The sequence below is a fragment of the Kribbella sp. NPDC056345 genome, assembly GCF_042262745.1.
In the GTDB taxonomy this organism is placed as follows: Bacteria; Actinomycetota; Actinomycetes; order Propionibacteriales; family Kribbellaceae; genus Kribbella.
This window is the reverse complement of the sequence record NZ_JBHJQQ010000007.1, coordinates 234949-257758: the sequence shown is the minus strand read 5'-3', so window position 1 is coordinate 257758 and position 22810 is coordinate 234949. Positions and strand designations below refer to the sequence as shown.

21 protein-coding genes are annotated in these 22810 nt (G+C 68.0%); 9 read left to right on the top strand and 12 right to left on the bottom strand.

Going from position 1 to position 22810, the window contains the following annotated elements; all coding sequences use genetic code 11:
* The first annotated feature begins 28 nt into the window (after window positions 1–28).
* Window positions 29–964, top strand: a complete 936-nt coding sequence (locus ACFCV3_RS25460; protein WP_376033794.1) for a cupin domain-containing protein — start codon at window positions 29–31, stop codon at window positions 962–964.
* On the opposite strand, the gene ACFCV3_RS25455 is transcribed toward ACFCV3_RS25460, so the two are convergent.
* Window positions 961–1650: a dienelactone hydrolase family protein gene (locus tag ACFCV3_RS25455; RefSeq protein ID WP_376033792.1), complete on the bottom strand. Its 690-nt coding sequence runs from the start codon at window positions 1648–1650 to the stop codon at window positions 961–963. The genes ACFCV3_RS25460 and ACFCV3_RS25455 overlap by 4 nt on opposite strands.
* Window positions 1651–1660: 10 nt before the next feature.
* Window positions 1661–2881, bottom strand: coding sequence for an MFS transporter (locus ACFCV3_RS25450; RefSeq protein WP_376033790.1), 1221 nt, complete (start codon window positions 2879–2881; stop codon window positions 1661–1663).
* 81 nt (window positions 2882–2962) lie between these two features.
* Here ACFCV3_RS25450 and ACFCV3_RS25445 point away from each other — a divergent pair, with 81 nt between their 5' ends.
* From ACFCV3_RS25445 to ACFCV3_RS25430, 4 genes are read left to right on the top strand one after another with little or no spacing between them, the layout of a single operon-like run.
* Entirely contained in the window at window positions 2963–3877 is a 915-nt protein-coding gene (locus ACFCV3_RS25445; protein WP_376033788.1) for a LysR family transcriptional regulator, read from the top strand.
* A gap of 19 nt (window positions 3878–3896) precedes the next feature.
* Window positions 3897–4967: an ABC transporter ATP-binding protein gene (locus ACFCV3_RS25440; RefSeq protein ID WP_376033786.1), complete on the top strand. Its 1071-nt coding sequence runs from the start codon at window positions 3897–3899 to the stop codon at window positions 4965–4967.
* Window positions 4968–4977: 10 nt separating this feature from the next.
* Window positions 4978–5397 (top strand): protein phosphatase, encoded by a 420-nt coding sequence (locus ACFCV3_RS25435; protein ID WP_376033785.1) that lies wholly within the window; start codon window positions 4978–4980, stop codon window positions 5395–5397.
* Between the two features lie 42 nt (window positions 5398–5439).
* The gene (locus ACFCV3_RS25430; RefSeq protein ID WP_376033783.1) at window positions 5440–5835 is read left to right on the top strand and encodes a RidA family protein; all 396 of its coding nucleotides are present in this window, start codon (window positions 5440–5442) and stop codon (window positions 5833–5835) included.
* Here ACFCV3_RS25430 and ACFCV3_RS25425 read toward each other — a convergent pair.
* Entirely contained in the window at window positions 5819–7066 is a 1248-nt protein-coding gene (locus ACFCV3_RS25425; protein WP_376033781.1) for an FAD-binding oxidoreductase, read from the bottom strand. The genes ACFCV3_RS25430 and ACFCV3_RS25425 overlap by 17 nt on opposite strands.
* A 42-nt stretch (window positions 7067–7108) precedes the next feature.
* On the opposite strand from ACFCV3_RS25425, the gene ACFCV3_RS25420 reads away from it, so the two are divergent.
* Entirely contained in the window at window positions 7109–8080 is a 972-nt protein-coding gene (locus ACFCV3_RS25420; protein ID WP_376033779.1) for a helix-turn-helix transcriptional regulator, read from the top strand.
* On the opposite strand, the gene ACFCV3_RS25415 is transcribed toward ACFCV3_RS25420, so the two are convergent.
* On the bottom strand, window positions 8067–8468 hold the full coding sequence (locus ACFCV3_RS25415; RefSeq protein ID WP_376033777.1) for a hypothetical protein: 402 nt from the start codon (window positions 8466–8468) through the stop codon (window positions 8067–8069). The two genes, ACFCV3_RS25420 and ACFCV3_RS25415, sit on opposite strands and share 14 nt — an antisense overlap.
* A complete protein-coding gene (locus ACFCV3_RS25410; protein ID WP_376033775.1) occupies window positions 8465–8938 on the bottom strand; it encodes a hypothetical protein in 474 nt (157 codons plus the stop codon). Before ACFCV3_RS25410 ends, ACFCV3_RS25415 begins: the two co-directional genes overlap by 4 nt.
* An 80-nt stretch (window positions 8939–9018) precedes the next feature.
* On the opposite strand from ACFCV3_RS25410, the gene ACFCV3_RS25405 reads away from it, so the two are divergent.
* Window positions 9019–9642 (top strand): MerR family transcriptional regulator, encoded by a 624-nt coding sequence (locus ACFCV3_RS25405; RefSeq protein ID WP_376033773.1) that lies wholly within the window; start codon window positions 9019–9021, stop codon window positions 9640–9642.
* Between the two features lie 37 nt (window positions 9643–9679).
* Here ACFCV3_RS25405 and ACFCV3_RS25400 read toward each other — a convergent pair whose 3' ends face one another.
* Both ACFCV3_RS25400 and ACFCV3_RS25395 read right to left on the bottom strand, forming a co-directional pair.
* The gene (locus tag ACFCV3_RS25400) at window positions 9680–10483 is read right to left on the bottom strand and encodes a DUF4238 domain-containing protein (RefSeq protein WP_376033771.1); all 804 of its coding nucleotides are present in this window, start codon (window positions 10481–10483) and stop codon (window positions 9680–9682) included.
* A 32-nt stretch (window positions 10484–10515) separates the two neighbouring features.
* Window positions 10516–13590, bottom strand: coding sequence for a replicative DNA helicase (locus ACFCV3_RS25395; protein WP_376034226.1), 3075 nt, complete (start codon window positions 13588–13590; stop codon window positions 10516–10518).
* A 417-nt stretch (window positions 13591–14007) separates the two neighbouring features.
* Here ACFCV3_RS25395 and ACFCV3_RS25390 point away from each other — a divergent pair, with 417 nt between their 5' ends.
* Together ACFCV3_RS25390 and ACFCV3_RS25385 are read left to right on the top strand one after the other, a co-directional pair.
* Window positions 14008–15330, top strand: a complete 1323-nt coding sequence (locus tag ACFCV3_RS25390; RefSeq protein WP_376033769.1) for an MATE family efflux transporter — start codon at window positions 14008–14010, stop codon at window positions 15328–15330.
* Between the two features lie 27 nt (window positions 15331–15357).
* Window positions 15358–15861, top strand: coding sequence for a hypothetical protein (locus ACFCV3_RS25385; protein WP_376033767.1), 504 nt, complete (start codon window positions 15358–15360; stop codon window positions 15859–15861).
* Here the strand turns inward: ACFCV3_RS25385 and ACFCV3_RS25380 are convergent.
* From ACFCV3_RS25380 to ACFCV3_RS25360, 5 genes are read right to left on the bottom strand one after another with little or no spacing between them, the layout of a single operon-like run.
* Window positions 15858–16232, bottom strand: coding sequence for a DUF4913 domain-containing protein (locus ACFCV3_RS25380; RefSeq protein WP_376033766.1), 375 nt, complete (start codon window positions 16230–16232; stop codon window positions 15858–15860). The genes ACFCV3_RS25385 and ACFCV3_RS25380 overlap by 4 nt on opposite strands.
* Window positions 16222–18063, bottom strand: coding sequence for a type IV secretory system conjugative DNA transfer family protein (locus ACFCV3_RS25375; protein WP_376033764.1), 1842 nt, complete (start codon window positions 18061–18063; stop codon window positions 16222–16224). Before ACFCV3_RS25375 ends, ACFCV3_RS25380 begins: the two co-directional genes overlap by 11 nt.
* Window positions 18056–19675 carry an ATP/GTP-binding protein gene (locus tag ACFCV3_RS25370; RefSeq protein WP_376033762.1) on the bottom strand — a complete coding sequence of 540 codons (1620 nt, stop codon included), beginning with the start codon at window positions 19673–19675 and terminating at the stop codon, window positions 18056–18058. Before ACFCV3_RS25370 ends, ACFCV3_RS25375 begins: the two co-directional genes overlap by 8 nt.
* Window positions 19672–21180: an SCO6880 family protein gene (locus tag ACFCV3_RS25365; protein ID WP_376033760.1), complete on the bottom strand. Its 1509-nt coding sequence runs from the start codon at window positions 21178–21180 to the stop codon at window positions 19672–19674. The genes ACFCV3_RS25370 and ACFCV3_RS25365 overlap by 4 nt, the downstream gene beginning before the upstream one ends.
* Entirely contained in the window at window positions 21167–22810 is a 1644-nt protein-coding gene (locus ACFCV3_RS25360; protein ID WP_376033759.1) for a hypothetical protein, read from the bottom strand. The genes ACFCV3_RS25365 and ACFCV3_RS25360 overlap by 14 nt, the downstream gene beginning before the upstream one ends.

Sequence of the window (22810 nt, the reverse complement as noted above, 5' to 3'; positions counted from 1 at the left end):
GCAGTTTGATGTCCGATACGCTCAGGTCATGGACGTGCTCGATGATCTGCTGACCGGGACCCGCGCGGTGGACGGGGTGTTCAACCTCGGGATCCTGGAGCCGCCGTGGGCGCTGGAGATCCGCGAGGAGGCTCCGCTCGCGCTCGCGACGATGGTGCGGGGCGACGCCTGGATCACCCGGGACGGGATCGAGCCGCTCTGGATGGGGCCGGGTGACGTCGCGATCTTCACCGGCCCGGCGCCGTACGTGGTCGGCGACAGCGTCAGCACCGAGCCCCAGCTCCGGATCCTGCCCGGCAACATCTGCCAACCATTGCCTGGGGCCCCTATTGACTACAGCGAGCGGCTCGGGCTGCGCACGTACGGCGGTCGCGCGGAGGGCTCGGCAATGGTTGCCAGCGGCACCTATCAGGTGGCCGGCGATGTCAGCCGCCGACTCGTCAACGCACTCCCCTCGGTGCTCGTGGTCCCGGCCGCCGACCTGGCCGGGCCGGTGATGGACATGATCGCCGGCGAGATCCGCCGCGAGTCGCCTGGTCAGCAGAGTGTGCTGGATCGCTGGCTCGATCTCGCGTTGATCGTGACGTTGCGCGCGTGGTTCGACCGACCGGAATCACAAGCGCCCGGGTGGTACCAGGCGCAGACCGATCCGGTCGCTGGTGCGGCACTACGGTTGCTGCACGAGGATCCGGCGTACCCGTGGAGTGTCCCCGAGCTCGCCGACCGCGTCGGAGTCTCCCGCGCCAGCCTCGCCCGCCGCTTCACCGCAGTCGTCGGCGAGGCCCCCATGAGCTACCTCACCAGCTGGCGAATCACCCTCGCCGCCGACCAACTCCGCAGTACTCAAGACACCGTCGAAACCATCGCCCGCAGAGTCGGCTACGCCAATGCGTTCGCCCTCAGCGTCGCCTTCAAACGAGTCCGCGGTACGACGCCCACCGCGCACCGCCGCCAGGCGGCCTAACTCGTTGTCGCCTTCATGAAGGCCAGGGCTTGGGGCCAGGCCAGTCGGAAGGCGGCGGCGTTGGTTTCGTTGGCGTGGCGGGCCTTGTCGGAGAAGCCGTGCTCGGCGCCGGGGAAGTACTGGCTGAAGGTTGCACCTACCGGGCGGGACTGGAGTGCTGTTTGGAGGGCTTCGAAGTCGGCGTTCGGGACGAGTACGTCGGCGCTCGGGTAGCTCACGAGGACCGGGGCGACGATGCCGGGGGCGTCGGAGATGGTGTCGTACGTGTGCTGCTCGTGGTGCTCCGACGGGCTGGTGGGGTGGAAGGCGACCACGTTGGCCAGGCGGTGGTCGCGGGCTCCCAGAAGGAGGGCGAAGCGGCCGCCCAGACACCAGCCGATGACGCCGGCCTTGGTGCAGCCGAGGTCGTCGGTCAGGTAGTCGAGCAAGGCGCGCTGCTCGGCCAGCGCTTCGTCGTCGTCCTTTTGGCGCAGTAGCGCGGCGAGTTCGTCATGTGTCGAGTTGTCGGTGCTCTTGCCCTTGAAGGGATCCCAGACGAGGGCGGTGATCCCGGCGGCGGCGAGCTCGTCCGCCCACTCGCGGATCTGCTCGCCGATCCCGGTGATCATCGGCAGCAGCAACATCCCTGCCCGGCCGACTCGCGCCAGATACGCTTCCTGATCCCCAACCTGCACAGTCACACCCATGCGGTGGATCTTAGTGTTTGAGCATCCGCGGGACACTCGCATTCACCAGGATGAAGATCAGTACGGAGAAGATCAGCAGGGCCGTTGCTGCCGGGAGCAGCGCGATTCCCAGGCCGATGGCCAGGACGGGGAGCGCCAGACCGGCGTACGCGATCAGGAAGAGTGCGGCGAGGACCTCGCCTCGGGAGCCTGCGTCCGCGAGTGAGGCGGCGGTGGCGACGGCACCGCGGAAGACCAGGCCGACACCCGCTCCGGCGATCACGCCGCCGAGGACGAAGAGCGCGAGGTTCGGGATCAGGCCGCCGGCCGCGATACCGATCAGGCCCGCCGACATGAAGGTCAGGCCGAGGCGCAGCTGGTTGCGGCGTTCCATCCGGACGAAGACGACCTGGCTGCCGGCTCCGGCGATGAAGACCGCGAAGGTGACGACGCCGGCCAGGATCCGTGACGGCTGGTGCAGGACGCCGGCCAGGAACGTCGGCGCGAGTGAGGTGAACAGCCCGAAGATCGAGAACGCCGCGAACGCACCGATCGCACTTGCGAAGAATAGCGGCCTCGCGGCCGGCGGTAGTGCGACCCGCTGCGGCCGGTACGCCGGACGCTCCTCCAGCCGCTCGACGGTCTCGGGGACCAGCGCGATCCCGACCGCACTGAGCAGCAGCAACACGAGGAAGATCTCGTACGGGCGCTCGAGCGGAGAGGCGACGTACTGGGCGAGCACGCCGCCGACCAGGGGACCGAAGGCCAGACCGCCGAGGTTGACCATGCTGGAGATGAGCGCGGACCGGCTCGGATCTTCGTCCGGTCGGGCGATCTTGCGCAGTTCGGAGAGGTGGGCCGTTGCAGTCGCAGTCAGTACGCCGACGCCGACACCGGAGATGAAGCGGGCGAGCAGCAGACCGGGGACGTCCGGCCAGATCAGGAAGATCGCTGCCGAGACCGCTTCGGCGAGGACCGCGAGCAACGCCACCCGGCGGCGGCCGAGCCAGTCGCTGACGTGGCCGGCCAGGTAGAGGCTGACCATCACGCCGACCGCGTAGGCCGCGAAGATGATCGTGATCAGGTACGTCGGGAAGCCGTCTCGCCGCTGGTAGATCGCGTAGAGCGGGGTGGGGACGGTCGAGAACGCCATCGTGATCAGGAAGGCGGCGGCGATCACCCAGAACCCGGGCTGATGGGCGAACCGTACCCGGGACGCGACCGGGCGGGACGAGGTCAACGTTGTGGACATATCAACAGAGTCTCTCCGATGATCTATCGAGTCCAACGAAAGTTCTTGCAGGCTCTTATCGCTATTGGCGATAATTGGCCGATGGACAGTCGGCAGCTCGAGTACTTCGTCGCCGTCGCCGAGGAGTTGAGCTTCACCCGGGCGGCGCAGCGGCTGTTCACCGTGCAGTCGACGGTGTCGGCCGCGATCCGGGCGCTGGAGACGGATCTGCGGACCACGTTGTTCGACCGGTCGACCCGGCGGGTGACGCTGTCGACCGCGGGAGCCGCGCTGCTGCCGGAGGCGAAGGCTGCGCTGGAGGCGCTCGATCGCGCTCGTGCGGTGGTCGAGGAGGCCTCGACCGGGCTGCGCGGGAACCTCCGCATCGGCACGATGACCCGGCTCGGGATGGTCGACCTCGCTCCCCTGCTCGGCGCTTTCCACCGGAAGTATCCGCTGGTCGACGTACAGGTGACGACGTCGCCGACCGGGTCGACCGGGCTGGCCGACGACGTACGGCATGGGCGGCTCGACGTCGCGTTGCTCGGTCTGCCGCTGTCAGAGCTGAGCGGGCTGGACGTGCGCGAATTGGCGTCGGTGCCGTTCGCTGTACTGGTTCCGCCGTCGCATCGGCTGGCCGATGAGGCGTCGGTCTCGCTCGAGCAGCTGGCCGGGGAGCGGTTCGTCGACATGCTGCGCGGGTTCGGGAATCGGCAGATGGTGGATCAGGCCTTCGAGCGGGCCGGGGTGCCGAGACGGGTGCAGGTCGAGGTGCCGGACCTGAGCGAGGTGCCGGAGTACGTCCGCGCCGGGCTCGGGATCGCCGTCGTACCGGATATCGCCCCGTCGATCCCCGGGGTGGTTCATCTGCCACTGGCCGGTCCCGGGCTGGTGTGGACCTTGTCGGTGGCAACGATCGCCGGCCGGCAACCGAGTCGAGCCGTCGTCGCGCTGCAGGAGCTGCTCGGCGAAGCAGTACAGCCGGGGACTTACTTCACCGGGGAATTGATCTCCTAGTCCGGCGGTTGTGAGGGATATGGCAACTGTCTCGTTCAAGGGGGCTACCCGGGTCTACCCGGGAACCGATACTGCGGCCGTCGATCGACTGGATCTGGATATCCAGGACGGCGAATTCATGGTCCTCGTCGGACCCTCCGGCTCCGGTAAGTCGACCGCGCTGCGGATGCTGGCCGGGCTCGAAGAGGTCAACGACGGATCGATCTACATCGGCGACCGCGATGTCACCAACTCCCCGCCGAAGGAACGGGACATCGCGATGGTGTTCCAGAACTACGCGCTGTACCCGCACATGTCGGTCGGCGAGAACATGGGCTTCGCGCTGAAGATGCAGGGCATCCACAAGGAGGAGCGCGCTCGCCGGGTGCTCGAGGCGGCAAAGCTGCTCGGTCTGGAGGAATACCTCGACCGCAAGCCGAAGGCGTTGTCCGGTGGCCAGCGGCAGCGTGTCGCGATGGGTCGCGCGATCGTCCGCAGCCCGCAGGTCTTCCTGATGGACGAACCGCTGTCGAACCTGGACGCGAAGCTGCGGGTCCAGACCCGCACCCAGATCGCCGAACTCCAGCACCGGCTGGGCGTCACCACGGTCTACGTCACCCACGACCAGGTCGAGGCGATGACGATGGGCGACCGCGTCGCCGTACTGAAGGACGGTGTGCTGCAGCAGGTCGACACCCCGCTGAACCTGTACGACCGGCCGGTGAACAAGTTCGTGGCCGGCTTCATCGGCTCACCCGCGATGAACCTGCTCGACGCGTCGATCGTCGACGGGGGCGCCCAGGTCGGCGACTACGTGGTGCCGATCGCGCGCGACGTGCTGGCGAAGGCCGGATCCGACAAGACTGTAACGCTGGGCATTCGGCCGGAGGCGTTCCACCTGGCTGACGGGGGGATGCCGGTCAACGTCGCGGTGATCGAGGAGCTCGGCTCCGACGCGTTCCTGTACGGGACCGCGGCGCACACCAACGAGCAGATCATTGCCCGCATCGGGACCCGTCTCCACAACGAGAAGGGCGCAGTCGTGCACCTGGCCGCGGACCCTGCAAAGCTTCATCTGTTCTCAACGTCCACGGAGGAGCGGCTCGTCTAGGGTTTGCTGGATGTGGTCCAAGGGAGCGCCTGGGGTGCTTGAGCTGCCGTCGGGACGGATGGTGCGCGGACGCGGTCTGCGCAACGGCCCGGCGGCAGCGCCATTTCCGGCGTACGGCGTCTATCTGCTCGGGTCGACGCCGCCTGCCGTCGAGTGGGAGTCGCGGTGGCTGCGTTGGCCGGACTTCCGGCTGCCTGCTTCTCGGGATGAGGCGCGCGAGGTGTTCTTGGATGCGTTGGAGCGTTCGGGATCATCGCGGGTTGAGTTTGCCTGCGCGGGCGGGCGCGGACGCACCGGTACGGCGCTCGCGTGCCTGGCGGTATTGGACGGTGCGCCCGCGGCTGAGGCAGTGGCTTATGTGCGACGCCACTACGATCCACACGCGGTCGAAACGCCGTGGCAGAAGCGGTTCGTCCGGCGCTTCCAGTAAATCTGTTGACCTCGGCAACCGGGTTGGCGTTGGCTCGGCCGGGTGACGATCTCGCGCACCAACCCGGACGGACTCCACCAGACCCCTGGCTATCACCACGTGACCAAGGTCCAGGCCGACACCTTGATCTACCTCGCGGGCCAGTGCCCGCTCACCGTTTCCGGCGATCTCGCCGAGGGTGGGTTGAGCGGCCAGACCGCGCAGGTGATCGACAACATCCTGACCGCACTGGCCGCGGCCGGCGCCGGCCCGGATGACGTCGTACGAACTGTCATCTATGTCAACAGCTCCGACCGCGACGACCTGGGCGCCGTTTGGGCCCAACTCAACGACTCCCCGCTCGCCCCGGCCTTCAGCACCGCCAGCACTCTGCTCGGAGTTGCTCAGCTCGGCTTCACGGGTCAACTCGTCGAGATCGACGTCACTGCAGCGCTCTGATTTCGTGGTTCGGCGCCAGCCTGTGGTTGGCGTCGTACCGGTCTCGGAGGTTGAGGAGTCGGTCGAAGTCTTCGTAGGCCTCGGCGATTTCGGCCGGGGTCAGCGTCTCGTAGATGAAGTTGAGGAAGCGGCCGATGGTTGACGCCTGCCAGGGCTCGAAGATGCGGCGGTCGACGTCCTTGCGGCCAGGTGCGAGGACAGTCAACGAGTACGACGCGTCGCGGTGACCGACTGCGTTGTCGACCTTGTTCGCGAGCGCACCGCCGAGGTGCCGGATCGCGATGATCGCCGTCTTCGGGAGGGTCCTCAGAGCCTTCGGGTCGAGGTCGCTGAGCAGCGCGTTGTGGGCACGGTAGCTGTCCGGACTCTCGGGTTCGGCGAAGATCTTGCCGGACTCCACGTAGGGCAGGTCGCCGACGGTGTTGAGGACTGGTCGGCCAATCGCTCTGAGCGGTTCGATCACCTGGGCGGCTCCCAGATTGGCGACCTGGATCTGCGCGATGTGCTTGCCACGCAAGGGCTCCGGGACCTGCGGGACGTCCGGGAACGGGATCATCGTGACTCCCGACGTCACATCATTCGGGACCGATTGCGTCCAGTCCCGCCAGGCCTCGACGGCGTTCGGGTGCTCGGCGAGATCGAAGTACAGGCTGCCGCCGAACAAGGCCGGGACGTCGAAGAGTGCGATCTCCATCCCGGTAACCACGCCGAAGTTGCCGCCGCCACCGCGGAGCGCCCAGAACAGGTCCGGATCGTCCTCGGCGTTGCGGCGGACGCCATCCGCGGTCACGACCTCGATCCGGTGCACGTGGTCGGCGGCGTACCCGAACTTACGCGCCATCAGTCCCATCCCACCGCCGAGCGTGTAGGCGACGGCGCCGACGCCGGGGGAACTGCCGGAGAGCGGAGCCAGCCCGTACGGCGCGGTCGCCGTCATCACGTCTCGCCAGGTCGCGCCGGCCTCGACCCATGCGGTCTTCGCGGTCGCATCGACCCGGACGCCGTTGAACCGGCGGGTCGCGATCAGCACGCCCTTTTGGATCCCACTGGTCAGTCCATGGCCTGACCCCTGGACGGCGATTCGGTGGTCGTGGGCGACGGCGTACCGCACGGCCTCCTCGATCTCGGCGGCGCTCGTCACCTCGAAGATGACCTCGGGCCGATGCGGATCCAGCCGCTGGTAGCCGAGCCGGGCGTCGTCGTACCCCTGTGCTGTGTTCGTCAACATCATGAGTCTCACGCTAGGAGCCCTTCCGGACATAAACTGTCCGCAATGAGCGCCATGCCTGGTCGGTTGTTCCGGTTGCTGTCGTTGCTGCAGAGCCGCCGCGAGTGGTCCGGCCGCGAGCTGGCCGAGCGCCTCGGCGTCACCGAGCGGACGGTACGTCGTGATGTCGAGCGGTTGCGTGCCCTCGACTACCCGGTGACCGGGACCACGGGTACGGCGGGTGGCTATCGGCTCGGATCCGGTACGACGTTGCCGCCGTTGTTGCTGGATGACGACGAAGCGATCGCGGTCGCCCTCGGACTGGTGAGCGCGGGGAGTGGTGGGCTGGCTGGGATCGCGGACAGCTCGATGAGCGCACTGGCCAAGCTCACGCAGGTGCTGCCCGCGCGGCTACGGCCTCAGCTGGCCGCGATGGGCTCGGCGGAGGCCATTCCGCGGCGCGGGGTCCCGCAGGTCGACCCGGACGCGCTGGCCACGTTGGCCCGCTGCTGCCGGAACCACGAGGTCGTCGCCTTCGACTACGTGAACCGGCGGGAGGTGCCGACGCGGCGCCGCGTCGAGCCGCATCAACTGATCACGATCTCGTGGCACTGGTACCTGCTGGCGTTCGATCCGGACCGCGAGGACTGGCGGTTCTTCCGGGTCGACCGGATCGCGGAGGTCAGTCCGACGCTGCACCGGTTCCTTCCGCGGACACTGCCGGCGGGCGACGCGGCGTCGTACCTGGTCGAGTCGTTCACGACCGCGCCGTACCGGCATCGCGTCCGGCTCACCGTGCAACTGCCGGCCGATGAGGTGACGGCCAACATCTACTGGTTCAACCCGGGGCGGGTCGCGCCGGCTGGGGATGGCGCCTGTGTCGTCGAGTTCGCGGTCGAGACGCCGTCGTTGCTGCTGCAGCTGGTCGCCGGGATCGTTGCCCTGGGCGCCGACTTCACGGTTGACGAGGCGTCGGCTGAGACCGCTGCCCTGATTGCCGATGCGGGTCGGCGCTTGCAGTCGTTCAAGCCACGATGAGTCCGATCCCCAGTGTGATCACGCCGACGGCGAGCGAGGCGGCTCCCAGCCACAGGATCCAGAGGAACTGGTTGGGGGCGGTTCGTCCCTTGCCTGCGGACGAGGCGAAGAAGCCGGCGGACATCAGGATGGCCGCCAGCGGGATCGCGACGCGTGCGATCCAGAGCGGTACGCCGGTCAGAGTGGTCTGGTCGACGTACAGGAGTCCGACCAGGCTGAGGATGACCAGGACGCCGGCGTGCGCGTGGCCGGCCCGGGCGAACGACTTCTGGAAGTCCGTCATCGGCACCTGACCACGGACGATCTTGGTCATGAAGTAGCCGCCGAACTGGATCGTGACGATCGTGAGCAGGATGACGCCGGCCAGGATGCGCGATGCGTCGGTCATACGGACACCTCTTCCTTGGTTTGGATCCTGCTGGCGATGAACAGCGCGCAGGTGATGTAGAGCAGTTGCTCGGGAATCCGCTGCCACAACGGGCTCGCCAGGCCGAGATCCGCGATGGCCGCGTAGATGTTTGCCGGGAGCAACAACACGTAGAGCAGGGCCAGCCCGGCCGCGGCAGCGCGACGGGTCGCGGTCAGCACGAGCCCGGCCGCACCCATGAGCTCCAGGACACCGGTCAGGTAGACGAGCCCATCGGCGTACGGGAGGAACGGCGGCACCATCGCGGTGAGGTCGGCGTGCGTCGGCATGACGGTCACGTCGGCCGGTACGAAGTGCGCGCTCGCCGTGACCAGCAGCATCACAGCCATCCCGTGCGCCGCGGCCACCCGCCATTCGCCGTACCGACGCACGCCGAGCGCACCCAGACCCCGGAAGGCGGCGGTCGCCAGCAGCAGGACGAGGACGATCATCAGCTTCCCTTCAATGGATAGTTACAGTATCCGCTTATGGAGACTGATACTATCCGTCGTACGGCGACGAAAGGCAAGCGATGCGGATCGGGGAACTCAGCAAGGCGACCGGAATCCCGGTCCCGACGATCAAGTACTACCTCCGCGAAGGCCTGCTCGCCCCCGGCGAACTGACCAGCCCGAACCAGGCGTCGTACGGCGACGCCCACATCCGCCGGCTCCGCCTGATCCGCGCCCTGGTCGACCTCGCCCAGGTCCCGGTCGCCCAGGTCAAGGAGATCGTCGAGTCCCTGGACGCCGACAACATCTCCCTGCACGACCAGATCGGCCGCGCCCACCGAGCCCTCACCCCCACCCGCAAACCCACCGCCACCCCCGAGGCCCGCGCAGCCGCAACAGACGAGGTCAACGCCCTCATCACCCGTCGCGGCTGGACCGTAGAACCCGAAGCCCCCGCCCTGGCCACCCTCATCGAAACCGTCGCCGCCCTACGCACGCTAGGCCAGGACAATCTCGTAGCCTTCCTCGACGCCTACGCCGAAGCCGTAGACCGCTTCGCCCAACTAGAAGTAGAAGCCGTCTCCGCCCCCACCCGAGACCAACTCGCCGAGTCAGTAGTCATCGGCACCATCCTCGGCGAAACCCTCATCTCCTCCCTCCGCCTCCTGGCCCAAGAGTCAATCTCCGCCCACCACTGGCGCTGAAGACTGTGGAGAACTTGAAGAGATTTCGTGAGTGGGCCTACGGAGTTGGAGCACCGCCCTCCGGAGTATCTCGCGGCCCCATTGAGCGGAGGTGATCTCGCATCGCGGCGTCCATCTGCCCGTACAGATAGCGGTCCGCCTGTCCGTAGGCGACAGCCACGAGTTGTTGAGAATCTGGCACCGCCACGGTTCGCGAGATCAAGGGGTTGACCAGAATGAGAGCGTGATGTGGAGAGATTGGCATGTAGAGGCACGACATCTCGTCGATCGACGAGTCGGTCCAACCATGAGTTACGAGATCAGGATGGAAGGCGACAACACCCTGATCCGGTAGGAGGAGACCGCTGCTGCTGCCGATCTCAAAGTCCAGGAACTCCATGTCCCAACTCGCACAGCCAAGGTACTGCCACGCATTGAGGAAGGACCTCGTGATGCGAAGCTGACTGTCCTGGGTCAGGTGGTCGCCCTCGTCGAAATCCAGGCCACCCAGGCTGATGAGATCAGCTGCCTCTCGGGTCATCAGCGTGTTCACTCGCCGTTGCCGCGTGCCCCTGACAGCTTGAACTACTACGAGCCGGCGAAGCGCGTGTACCTGCTCTGGCCGCAACTCTGCCTGCGAGGTCGAGTCAATGAGCTGCTTCAAAGCCGATGCAGCCGGAGTCTCCACCTCACGCCCGAGCAACAGCTCGACCGTCTCGTCACCGAACGAATCCCGATTGAAGTTCGGCACCTGCGCCGCACTAGGCACGCCAACATAGCTGAACCGACGTGCTGCCTTGTCAAAGGCGGCGACCTTACCTGTTGACTCGTGGGCGAAATTTCGCAGTACGAACTGCGGCACATAGTGGTGCCGAGCCGGCCGCGCCTCCGAACTCAACCGTCGTGCGCCATGTCGACGAAGCGCGAGTAGTGACCCTGGAAGGCCACGGTGATGTCGGCGGTCGGGCCGTTACGGTGCTTGGCCACGATGAAGTCCGCTTCACCCGGCCGCGTCGACTCCCGCTCGTACGCATCCTCACGATGCAACAGGATCACCATGTCGGCATCCTGCTCCAGCGAGTTATGTGTAGCGATGCCTTCGGCGACGAAGTTGTGGGTGCCGAGGACGGTGGCGTCGTAGACCTCTTGCTCGCCGAGGCTTTCGACCGAGGTGATGGTGTCCCAGAAGATGTCGTTGGTGGCGAGGACCTCGAGGTCGGCGGAGTCCAGGACGTCGGCTACCTTCGCGAGGCGCTGGCGGCTGGGGGCGTGCTTCCACAAGGTCGAGCCGGAGAACTGGGTGCCCATGGCTGCGGCGAACTCGCGGTGCGAGACCTGGCGGTCGGCGAGGACCTGGCGGACCTGGGACCAGACTTCCTTCGGCACCGTATCGAGGTTGGTGTTGCCCTTCACATCACGCAGCGCGGTCGCGACCTCGAGGACCTTCAGACCGCGAAGGCCATGGACACCGATCTCGTCGCAGAAGCGCAACTGGTTGGCCGCGCCGTAGATGTGCAGGTGGTAGCCGTCACGGTAGCCCGGCTTCTTGGCGACCTTGATGCGAGTGAAGATGTTGTGACGGAGGAGGAGGCGCGCGAGGTCGTCGACGAGGCGGCGGCTTGTGCTCGCGTAGTAGATGCGGCCCTGGCCGGTCTTCGCGTCCCAGCGGACGGATCCATCGGTTGCCCAGAGGTGGCGGATGAAGTGGGCGACCTGCTCCTTCGGTAGACCGAAGATGCCGTCGGGGACGAACTTCTCGTGGCTGCGCAGGCCGAACAGGCCGAGACCGTCGAGCCAGACGGCGATCGGGTTGCGCCTACCGCGGGCCAGCCGGTACGGCGCGGGGAGGCGCAGCGTGGTTACGCGAGCGGCGGCGTACTCGTCGCGGATCGGGGTGATGCCGAAGCGCCGGTTGGCAGCCTCGCCGACTGCGGTCAGGTTCGCCTCGTCGATGCTTGCGTAGCGGATCGGCTGACGCTTCACGAATGAGCCGTCGCCGAGCAGGTGGGCGAGGAGCGTGATCTCGTCCTCGTCCCACGGGGTGACGTTCAGCGGCGGTGGGACGTGGCGCAGAGAACCCAGCCGGGCACCCGGTGCCAGCTCACCGAGCGGCTTCCAGCCGTCGTACGTGAGGAAGGGGTGGTTCGCGGTCGCCTTGATCTCCCGGCCGGAGGCGAGCTTCAGCCGGAAGACCTCCTTCACCCCGCTCGGGAAGGCATGGGTCAGCGTCCGCGGCACGAGCTTCAGCCGATCGTCCAGCGACCAGACCGGGATGTCTCGCGCGTCCGTGGCCAGCAGCTCGCCCAGCGAGATCTCCGCACCGGTGTCGGCCCGCATCAGCCGGGTGTCCGCGGTCAGACAGCCCGATTCGCGGAGGTCGGAGGCCATGGGGCGTTTGTCGGAGCGTTGTTCGGAGCCTCGGTTGAGCTGGCAGATGGCTACTACGGGGAGTTCTAGTTCTTTGGCGAGGAGCTTGATGGAGCGGGAGAACTCGGAGACTTCGAGCTGGCGGGACTCGACCTTCTTGCCCGACGTCATCAGCTGGAGGTAGTCGATGATGATGAGGCGGAGGTCGTGGCGCTGTTTGAGGCGGCGGGCCTTGGCGCGGATCTCCATCATGGTGAGGTTCGGGGAGTCGTCGATGAAGAGCGGGGCTTCGGAGACTTCGCCCATCTTGCGGGCCAGGCGGGCCCAGTCCTCGTCGGTCATCTTGCCGTTGCGCATGTGGTGCAGGGGGACCTTGGCCTCGGCGGAGAGGAGGCGCATGGTGATCTCGTTGCGACTCATCTCCAGGGAGAAGACGCACGAGGTGAGGCCGTGCTTGATGGAGGCGGAGCGGGCGAAGTCGAGGCCGAGGGTGGAGTTGTGCGTGGGGATCATGGTCTTGCCGGCCAGGTAGAGGTGGGCGGCGTTGTCGACCTCGACGCAGCGGACGGGGACGCCGGCGACGCGGTCGATCCACTCGATGCGGCGCTCGCCCTCGCCGGCGAGCGCGGCCGGGAAGCCGTGGCCGGTGATCCGGCGGGGCGCCGAGCCGGGGATCGGCGGGGTCAGGCCGGGGCTTGCGGACATCGCCGTGAACAGGTCGGCGGTGGTGCAGACCAGCGGGCGGCCGCCGTCCTCGACCAGCCACTGGTGCTCGGCGTCAGCGACGATGGCGCTGCCGTCGGAGAACGAGAGCCGGAAGCACGGGCGGTCCGTCATCACGTCGGTCGCCGCGACGACCGTGGTCGGCAGTCCTTCGGCGTCGAGCAGCTGGTCGCCGACGGCGACCTCGGCCATCGTGGTCCAGCCGGTCGGCGTGGGCAGCGGGGTGTCGAGAGCGAGCGCCTTGCCCATGGCGGGACGGGCGGCGACGATGATCATCTGGCCGGGGTGCAGGCCGTTGGTCAGCTCGTCGAGGTCGGTGAACCCGGTCGGTACGCCGACCATCGAGTCACCGCGGGAGTCGATCGCCTCGATCTCGTCGAGGGCGCCCTCCATGATGTCCTTCAGCGGGGCGTAGTCCTCGGTGGTGCGCTTGTCGGTGACCGAGTAGATCTCGGCCTGCGCCTCGTCGACGACGTCGTCGACCTCACCCTCACCCGCATACCCGAGCTGGACGATCTTGGTGCCGGCCTCGACCAGCCGGCGCAGGATCGCCTTCTCCCGGACGATGTGCGCGTAGTAGCCCGCATTCGCCGCGAGCGGCACCGAGGCGACCAGGGTGTGCACGTACGGCGCGCCACCGATCCGGGCCATGTCGCCGCGCTTGGTCAGCTCGGCGGCGACGGTGATCGCGTCGGCCGGCTCACCGCGGGCGTACAGGTCGGTGATGGCGTCGAAGACGGATTCGTGCGCCGGGCGGTAGAAGTCCGTCCCGCGCAGGGTCTCGATGACATCGGCGATGGCATCCTTCGACAGCATCATCGCGCCGAGCACACACTGCTCCGCGGCCAGATCCTGCGGCGGCGTGCGGTCGAACCCCATCTCGGGCCTGCGCTCCTCGTGGCCGCCGTCCTGGCCACGGAACTCCGCCACGCTCATCTCGTCCGACCTCCTCGTTCGCCGCTGCCCCGAACCACCGACGACCGGGGTTCGAACACCTGATCGAACCGTAGCCGCACCGACGGACAGATTTCGACCGCCCGCCTGGGTACCCAGGCACGCGACCGTACGCCGGTCTCGTCCCCAGGTGGTAGCCAGCCGTCCACAGGGGATGTGGACGAACTGTGGGAAACCCCGCGAACGCCTGTGCACAGGTTGGGAACAACCCTGTGGATATCTGTGGGCAACAATCCCCAGCAAGCCTCTGACCTGCGGTTTCACCAATGCACAACTGTGGAGAAGAAAAAGTCGGGGTACTTTTCACAGGCAACCCCACAGCCCGTGGGTAACGTGCCTCCAGTGAGTCGCGGACGCTGGGTCAGGGGCCAGGATCGGGAGATCCTGCAGCTGGCCGTTCCCGCCTTCGTGGCGCTGGTTTCGGAGCCGCTGATGCTGCTCGCGGACTCGGCCATCATCGGCCACCTCGGGACGCCGCAGCTGGCCGCTCTGGGGGTCGCCGGGACCATCCTGCAGACCCTCGTCGGTATCTGCGTGTTCCTGGCGTACGGAACCACCTCGGCCGTCGCACGCCGGATCGGGGCGGGCGATCACCGCGGCGCACTGGCCCAGGGCATCGACGGACTCTGGCTGGCGCTGCTGCTGGGCGTCGTACTCGCCCTGGCCGGTGTTGTGTTCGCTCCCCACGCCATCAACGCCTTCAACCCATCCCCCGACGTGGCTGAGTACGCGGTGACCTACCTGCGCATCTCCTGCTTCGGCATCCCGTCCATGCTGATCCTTCTCGCGGCGACCGGCGTACTGCGTGGTCTGCAGGACACCAGGACGCCGATGGTCGTCGCCATCTCCGCCAACCTCCTCAACATCGTTCTGAACCTCCTGCTGGTCTACGGCCTGCACCTGGACATCGCAGGCTCCGCCCTCGGTACGGCGCTCGCCCAGACCGCGGCCGGGGTCGCGCTGGTCGTGGTGGTGGTCCGCGGCGCCCGGCGTGACGGTGCCAAGCTCACGCCGGATCTGCCCGGCATCCTCGCGTCCGCGCAGATGGGTGTGCCGCTGATCGTCCGCACCCTGACGTTGCGTGCGGCAATCATCTTGCTCACGTTCGTCGCCACCTCCCTCGGTACGACGTCCGTCGCGGCGCACCAGGTCGCCTTCACCTTCTGGAACTTCCTGGCGCTGGCACTCGACGCGATCGCCATCGCTGCCCAGGCGCTCACCGGCCGAGCACTGGGTGCCGGTGACGTCGCAGGCACCCGTTCCATCACCAGACGGATGATGTGGTGGGGTCTGTGGTCCGGTGCGGTCTGTGGACTCGCACTCTGGGGGCTGCGCGCGGTCTACGTGCCCTGGTTCACCGCAGACCCCGACGTACGGCGAACACTCGCCGCAGTGCTCCTCGTGGCAGCCATCTGGCAGCCCCTGAACGGCGTGGTCTTCGTGCTGGACGGTGTACTCATCGGAGCCGGCGACGGCCGCTACCTGGCGATCGCAGGCGTCGCAGCGCTCCTCCTGTATGTCCCACTGGCTCTGAGCGTGCTGTGGTTCGACGGTGGCATCGTGGCGCTGTGGTGGGCGTTCGGCGGCTTCATGCTGGTCCGCCTACTCACCTTGGTGACCAGGGAGCGTGGAGACGCCTGGCTGGTCACAGGGGCTACCCGCTGACCCCGAAAATGCGGCATCGTGGGGCGCATGGTCGACAAGGACGACGAGCTGGTCGAGGAACGCGAAGAAGAAGAGCTCGAACAGGCTGCGCACGAGCAGCGTGAGCTCGAGGAGATCCGCGACCGTCGTGAGCTGCTGGACGCCACTGCGGAGACCACCGAAGCCATCCGGCTCGCCGAGGCCAACGACGCCGCCAGCACCCGGCACCGCGAGCTGGCTGATGCCGAACGGCGCCAGGCGCGCAGCGACCATGCCCACGGCAACCACCTGCTCGACGAGGCGGCCGCCCGCCCGGACGAACCCGGCGCGGACGCCACTGCAGCTGCCGGCCGCCGCTACCAGCGCGCGGGTGACCGCGAGGACCGAGAGGCGGCGTACGACGACCGTGTCGCCGACCGGTACGCCGGAGAGCAGGCGCCGGCCAGCGATGCCGCCCGGCGCCCCGCCCAGCCGCCCGAGGCCCGGAAGTTCGTCCAGCCGCGCAAGACCAAGAAGCGCGAGAAGGACACCGGCCTGGACCTGGACCTCTAGATCCCTCGCACGTTCGGCTGGCGCTGGTCGAAGAACAGTCCGGCCGGCGGCTCCTCGACTGGGAGCGGCGGGATCGGGTAGTCGGTGTGCGTGCCCCGGCAGGCCGCGAACGGGCCGTCCGGGTCGAGCAGCGTCATCATGTGTGGGTCCGCGTGGTCCCGCCACCAGACCGACATCCCGGTCGCCGGGTCGAGCCGCAGGTGCTCCCAGGCGCGCCAGATCGAGTCCAGCCGGCTGAGTGCCTCGGCGTGCCGGAACCACTCCGGGCACCACACGTACTGCTGGCCGATCCGCCGCGAGTACAGGTAGATCAGGCGATCCTCGACGAACGCCGCGACGTGCGGATAGAAGAGTTCCTGTTCACCATCCACGACGCTGCTCCTCAGTCTGCTCCCACACCGGTACGCCGGTCGGCATCGGCGGCGGTCCGCCCTGCGGACCGGTCACCCACGGGTTGGCCGAGCCCTGCGTGACCTGCGGCGCCGAAGCACCGGGGTCGTACTTCGCCAGTGACGCCTTGACCACTGCGGCGTCCGGACGGGTGAACCACGGCACCGTCTTCACCATGGTGGCCGGGATGCCGGACGGGAACACCACAGCCCGCCCCGGCGGCATGGCGGCCAGGTCCGAGATCTCCAGGATGTTCTGCCGCTGCGTCTGCCGGCTGGTGCCCCGCTTGCCCTCGTTGTACGAGACCGAGCTGGAGATGATGTCGTAGTCGCCGATCAGCTTGCTGAGCCGCTCGAGGAAGTTCGCGTCGGACGCGCCACCGCCGTACACACGGATGTTCGCGGCGGACCAGAGCTTCTCCATGCCGTGCTCGCCCCAGCACTCCTGACCCTGCGCCCAGGACTGCAGGATCGTCATCAGCACGATGCCGCGGGAGCCGAAGTGGCTGTAGAGGTCGGGCAGGTTCTTCCAGCGGCAGACGTTCGCCGCCTCGTCCAGCACGCCGACCAGCGGGTTCGGCATCCGGCCCATCGGCATGCCCTTGGCGTACTCTTCCGCCGCCTCCACGACAGCGACGGTCAATGCGGTGACCAGCGGCCCCGCCGTACCGGCGCCTTCCTTGGACAGGCTGTACAGCGTGCCGCCCTTGCGGACGAACTCGTGCGGGTTGAACTGCGGGCGCGTGTCGTTCGGCCCCTGCGGGATGACCCAGCGGGTGACCTTGCGGTTCACCAGGAACTGCGCGCTCTGCTGCGCGGTGCCGTACACACCGGCGCGCTGCTTGTCGGGTGCGTTGATGACACCGGACAGCGCGTCAGCCGACAGCTGTAGCCCTGGAGTGTTGCGCAGGATCCGCTCCGGCTCGTCATTGCGCTGGTCCGCGAGCCACGTGTACACCTGCGTGATCGGGCGCTTGGCCACCGCTGCAGCGAGCAGCAGACCGGCCAGCAGGTCAGTACCGGCGGAGTCGAAGAACGCATCGGTCTGGGCGCCGACCTGACGCTGTGAGGCGACGAAGTGCTCCGCCAGCTCCCGCGCCTTGGTCTCGTCGGTGATGTAGGTCAACGGGTTCCACCACCAGTTCGGCGGCTCCTCGCAGACCTCCTGCGGGTCGAACACCCACACCGGCCCCTTGTCGAGCCGCGGGCCGCGGGTGGCGTCGACGATGTCCCGCTTGTTCGACGTGGCGACGACAGAGCCAGGAGCGTCCAGGATCGCCGGTACGGCGCGGGACGTCGTCTTACCGGTCCGAGGTCCCCAGATGTCGACGTGCATGTCCTCCCAGGACCCGAACACCTCCAGCCCGTCCCGCACGGTCCTGCCGATCAGGATGCCCGGGCCGGCGTGACCGGCACCGAGCCGGTCGGCGATGCCCTGGGCACCCTCGCGGGTGAGCTTGTAGATCTCGGACCGCTTCGACATCAGGAACGCCTGCTTGTCGACCCGGCCGACCGACTCCTGGCGGCGCCGGAGCAGGAACCAGACCACACCAACGATCAGGATCAGCAGCACGATCTCGAGGATCAGTACGCCGGTGGCCGCGCCGGACCAGCGCAGCCGCCCCTGGATCAGCTGGGTCAGCGCACTGACCGGGTTACCCGGTACGGCGCGGGTCCCGTCGATCGCGGCGGCCGCCTTGAGCGCACCCCAGATACCGCCGACGACGACCACGAACAGGCCGCAGCCGATGAAGATCAGGACCGTCTCGACCGACAGGCCGCCCGGTCCGGTGGTGCGTTTACCGTCAGCCATTGTTCGTCACCTCCGGCCGCACGACGACCCGTGTGGTCGGGTCGGGCGGCGGCAGCATCGCCGGGTCGTCGAAGCTGTACTCCTCGACGACCGCTTCGGTCCCGTCCGGTGCGACCTCGACCTTCAACGGCCTTCCGTCGGCACCGGTCTTCCAGAGTTTGTTCGTGTCGTTGATCTCGCGCTCGACCGACGTCAGGCCGACGTGCACCGGGATCCCCGGGCGGCCACCGACCTTGACCAGGAAGTTGCCCCGGCCGGGAGGTGCGGCCTCCTCACCGGTGGCCGGGTCCCACGCGGGCGGGTCCTGCCAGCCGATGAGCATGTTCTTCTCCTCCTCGGACATCGGCACGACCTCGTTCAGGTTGTCCATCTCGGCCCGTGGCAGACCACCACAGATGACCATGCCGGACCGCTCGACGAAACCCTTGGCCTTCATCCGGTCCTCGGGGTGCTCGAGCGCGAGCAGGTCGGACATGGTGTGCGAGATCATCGCCATCCCGACACCGCGTTGCCGATTCAACCGGGTCAGTGCGTCGACGCGGTCGACCAGCCCGCGCCCGGCCCGCAGCACCCGCCACAGCTCGTCGAGGATGACGAAGTAGTGCCGCCGCGGTTCCAGCCCGGCATCGGCGAGCGCCTGCGAGACGGCCACCGCACCGAACCCGTACGACCAGCAGGCCAGCAGTACGGCGGCCTGCAGGTTCGTCTCGGAGTCGTCGATGTTGGACACGTCGAAGACGACCGGCCGGTCCATCTTCATCGGGTTGTCGGTCTGCTCGGAGAAGATCTCACCCAGCCGGCCGCCGCCGACCAGACCGATCAGCGAGGCCTCCAGGCCTTCGGTGATCTGGCGGTAGCGGTCCAGGCTGCCGCGGTCGAGAGCCACGTTCCGGACCCGGTCCGGCGCGTCCTGCACGACCTTGAGCAGATCGCGCAGTACCGGCGTACCGGTGTGCCGTTCGTCGAGAACCTTCAAGGCCTCGTCGATGATCGTCTCTTCACGGTCCGTCGGCGGCGCCGACCGCATGATCGAGATCAGCGCCGACACCATCGTCTGCCGCCGCCCGTGCGCGTCGGCCTGAATCGCCTCCCGTGCCTTCCCGGTCAGCCGCAACGCGGCCTCCCGGGACTCACCAGGATCAAGAATGTTCAGGTGCCCCCGGCCACGACCGAGCTGGATGACCTGCCCACCCAGCGCCTCGATCAGGTCCTTGTAGTCCGGCTTGAGGTCGCCGAGCACCAACGGCTGGATCCCGTACCCGGCCAGGCCGAGCGCCATCCGGCGGGTGATCGTCGACTTCCCCAGGCCAGGCTTGCCGAGGACGAACATGGACGGGTTCGAGATCAGTTTGGCGCGCATGAACCAGCTGATCGGGTCGCAGCACATGGTGGCGCCGGAGAGGATGTTGCGGCCGATCGGTACGCCGACCATGGGGCTGCCGGTCCCGGCCGCGAACGGCCATAACCCGCACACCTGGACCGTCGTACCGCGCCACTCCTGCGGGGCCTGGAGGTAGGTCGAATAACCCCCGCCCATCCCCGGCCAGCCACGCGGCATCGGCCGCTTGCCGCCGCGGGACGGGTCGGTGGTCTTCTGGTTCTTCTTGCTCATAGGGCCTCCCGCAGACCGGCTGGGACGGCCAGGTGGCTCTGCAGCACGACGCCGAGCGGTAGCGCGGCCACGAACGCGGAGTCCTGCGAGCCGTAGGCCGGCCGGAGCAGCACTCGCGCGGTCGCCCCCAGGTTGTCGATGGCGGCGATCATGTCCGGGATCTGCTCGGCGGTCATCACGGTCCCGGTGACAACCATGCCGAAGTTCACCAGGCCGGCACCGCGCGCCTCTTCCTGCGCGGTCCGGTCGGCCGCGCGGGCCTCGGCGATGGTGCGGGCCGTGGGGCGGTCGCTGGTCGTGGCGCGGAAGGTTGCGTTGCGCTTGTCCGCCTCCACCATGCGCGCCGCGGTGGCTGCGTCGAGTGGCCGGTAGAGCAGGGTGACGCGCTTGCGGTCGATGTCGTTGTGCGGTCCGACCAGCTGCGACAGCACCGACGAGAACACCTCGCCGCGCGGGGCCTGCGTCATCTGCCAGGTCACCGACCAGGCGGAGTCATGCCGGTACTTGTCCCAGAACGCCTGCGTACCCGCGGGCCCGACATCGGTCCACTGCAGCTCCGGCGCCATGCCCTGGCTACGAGCCTCATCGATCAGTACGGCGGACGCCGGGTCGTAGGCGATCCGGATCGTCTCGCACAGCTCCTGCGCGGTGACGGGGCGGGCCGCCCCGGCGCCGGTGGCGTTCAGGCTCTGGGTCAGGGCGGGCAGCCGGGACGCGAGCTCGCGACCCATGTCGTCTTCCTTGCGCCGCTTGCCGTTGCGGTCGGTGCCCTTGAAGGTCAGCGCGACCCGGGCCGACACGAGCGCCGAACCCTCCGGGTAGCTCTGGACGACCTCGGCGAGCATCGCCTGCGCGATCGCCGGTGAGCCCGGCTGGATGTTGTGGTTGACCTCGCGGCGCAACCGGATGCCGGTGTCGGGTGCACTCTCCACCGTCACCGAAGCGGCCACGATGCCCGGCTCGTGGCCGAGCGAGGCGAGCCACTGTCCCCAGTGGGCGACCCAGATGTCGATCTGCTCCTCGTCGACCAGCGACGCGCCGTCCGGCTCGGCGTTGATCACGACGGTGAAGTGCCGCGTGCTCGGGTAGTACAGCAGCGCGAACGGCCGGCCGTACGAGTCCTTGAACTCGCTCAGCTGGGAGGCGGCGGCCAGGCCCGGGATCTGGAACTTGCCCCAGGCGGTACGGCCGAGCGGACCGGAACGGTAGATGTTGTGTTTCGCCATCTTTGCTCGTTGCCATCCAATTCGGGTCGAGAGCCGTTGCAGGGCGGACAGGTTGTGTTTGTCCTTGGTCATCAGCAGCAGCAGGATGACGCCGACGACCAGCAGGCAGATCACGGCGCCGAGGATGCCGCCGGCCATCATCGAGAAGATCGTCGCCAGCAGGCCACCCATCATGATGGCCGTACCGAGCGATCCCAGGCCGGCGATCCCCGCCGAGGCGGGCTGCCGCCAGTTGCCGTAGGTGCGCGGAGCGCTTCGTACGTTGTCAGCTGCTGCCACGTGGTCCGTCCGAGTCTCGTCTGTCCTGGTCACGCCGGTCGTCGTTGGCCCGTGCCCGAGCCCGGGCACCCTCGGAACGCCTCGGGTCACTTGGTGGTCCGCCGCTGCCCGACGGACCGTCACCGCCGCCGCCCTGCTGGCCGCCCTTGCTGCCACCCTCGCTGTCGCTGGAGCCCTGCGGCCCGTCGTCGCCGAGGGTTTCCTGCGCGGCAGTCTCGCCGATCTGCTTGGTCGCCTTCACACCGGCGGCGACGATCGCGATCGGTGCCGCCACCGCGGCCGCCGGACCAGCAGCCGCTGCAGCGCCGCCAGCTGCCGCACCGCCTCCGGCTGCCGCTCCACCGCCTGCTGCCGCACCACCGCCGGCGGCACCGCCTCCAGCGCCGGCGCCGGCCGTGGGCGGCGGTGCGCCACCGCCACCGGTCGGTGCCCCGCCCTTCGGTCCACCGCTCGAACTCGCCTGCTGCTTGGCCTTGCCGACGTTCTTGGCGCCGCTTGGGCCGTCACCGCCGCCGCCCTCACTGCCGCTGCCGCCGTCGCCCTGAAGCGAGTCCTGCATCTTGCCGGCCAGCTTGTCGGCACCGACCATCTTGGCCGCGATCATGCCGGCGCCGGCATTGCCCGCCGTGGCGGCGACCATCGGCACGATGAACCGCATCAGGCCGGGCAGCGCGAACAGCGCGAGGATCAGCAGGGTCAGACCGGTGACCATGTTCATCACCGAGGTCGCCGCGGCATCGCCGTCGGCGAAGTTCAGGCCCTGGCCGTTGTTCGAGGTCAATCTGATCGCGGTCGCATAGATGATCGCGGCCACCGGTTTATAGAGGATGAAGGCGAGCATCCAGCCGAGCAGCTTCTTGAACCAGTTCCGGCCCATCTCGGTGTGGGTCGCGGCCGCCGCGATCGGCAGGACGCCGACCAGCAGGATCAGCAGCGCACTGCGCACCACCATCAGCACGATCTGGATCACCCCGGCGATGATCGCCAGGATGCCGATCGCGATCGCCAGCCCGATGCCGATCGGGCCGACCGTCCGCGAGACCGCCAGCATCGCGACCATCGCGCCGCCGAAACTCTTGGCCTTGCCGTCCGGGCCGATCTCCCGCACCAGGTCACCGGGATCGCACTTCCACGGGGAGTTCGGATCGTCGAACAACGAGGTGGTGACGATGCACCGGGAGAACCGGTCGCCGAACTCGATCAGCGCCTGGGTGACACCGACCGCCAGCGCCGAGGCGACGCCGAGCGTGAGCAGCGAGCGCAGGATGTCCCGGATCGACTCCCCCCGCTGGGTGTAGGCCAGCTTGATACAGGCGACCAGGACACCGAGGACGGCGACGAAGAAGGCGATGTACTGCGTGTGGTCCCACATCCACTGCACGGTGCCGCTGGCGGGCCGGCCCGCCTCCCGGCTCATCGGGTCCTTACCGACGGGCACCGTGTCGACGTAGACCCAGAAGGTGCCGATCGTCCCCATGATCACCGTCACGGCCGAGGAGATCGCATCGAGAATCGGCTGGAAGATCATGCCAATCAACCACTTCACTTGGTCGCCGATCCAGTCCTTGATGGCCTGCCACACACAGTCCAGCCAGCTGCCGCAGAGCGGGATCAGGTAGAGGGGGCTCAT

Excerpts from the sequence above, each read along its gene's own strand:
- ACFCV3_RS25425 (WP_376033781.1), bottom strand. The coding sequence starts at position 7,066 with ATGATGTTGACGAACACAGCACAGGGGTACGACGACGCCCGGCTCGGC.
- ACFCV3_RS25395 (WP_376034226.1), bottom strand. The coding sequence starts at position 13,590 with ATGGGGTTCGACCGCACGCCGCCGCAGGATCTGGCCGCGGAGCAGTGT.
- ACFCV3_RS25450 (WP_376033790.1), bottom strand. The coding sequence starts at position 2,881 with ATGTCCACAACGTTGACCTCGTCCCGCCCGGTCGCGTCCCGGGTACGG.
- ACFCV3_RS25415 (WP_376033777.1), bottom strand. The coding sequence starts at position 8,468 with ATGACCGACGCATCGCGCATCCTGGCCGGCGTCATCCTGCTCACGATC.
- ACFCV3_RS25360 (WP_376033759.1), bottom strand. The coding sequence starts at position 22,810 with ATGAGCCCCCTCTACCTGATCCCGCTCTGCGGCAGCTGGCTGGACTGT.
- ACFCV3_RS25370 (WP_376033762.1), bottom strand. The coding sequence starts at position 19,675 with ATGAGCAAGAAGAACCAGAAGACCACCGACCCGTCCCGCGGCGGCAAG.
- ACFCV3_RS25435 (WP_376033785.1), top strand. The coding sequence starts at position 4,978 with ATGTGGTCCAAGGGAGCGCCTGGGGTGCTTGAGCTGCCGTCGGGACGG.
- ACFCV3_RS25410 (WP_376033775.1), bottom strand. The coding sequence starts at position 8,938 with ATGATCGTCCTCGTCCTGCTGCTGGCGACCGCCGCCTTCCGGGGTCTG.
- ACFCV3_RS25460 (WP_376033794.1), top strand. The coding sequence starts at position 29 with ATGGACGTGCTCGATGATCTGCTGACCGGGACCCGCGCGGTGGACGGG.
- ACFCV3_RS25420 (WP_376033779.1), top strand. The coding sequence starts at position 7,109 with ATGAGCGCCATGCCTGGTCGGTTGTTCCGGTTGCTGTCGTTGCTGCAG.
- ACFCV3_RS25445 (WP_376033788.1), top strand. The coding sequence starts at position 2,963 with ATGGACAGTCGGCAGCTCGAGTACTTCGTCGCCGTCGCCGAGGAGTTG.
- ACFCV3_RS25455 (WP_376033792.1), bottom strand. The coding sequence starts at position 1,650 with ATGGGTGTGACTGTGCAGGTTGGGGATCAGGAAGCGTATCTGGCGCGA.
- ACFCV3_RS25440 (WP_376033786.1), top strand. The coding sequence starts at position 3,897 with ATGGCAACTGTCTCGTTCAAGGGGGCTACCCGGGTCTACCCGGGAACC.
- ACFCV3_RS25385 (WP_376033767.1), top strand. The coding sequence starts at position 15,358 with ATGGTCGACAAGGACGACGAGCTGGTCGAGGAACGCGAAGAAGAAGAG.
- ACFCV3_RS25405 (WP_376033773.1), top strand. The coding sequence starts at position 9,019 with ATGCGGATCGGGGAACTCAGCAAGGCGACCGGAATCCCGGTCCCGACG.
- ACFCV3_RS25375 (WP_376033764.1), bottom strand. The coding sequence starts at position 18,063 with ATGGCTGACGGTAAACGCACCACCGGACCGGGCGGCCTGTCGGTCGAG.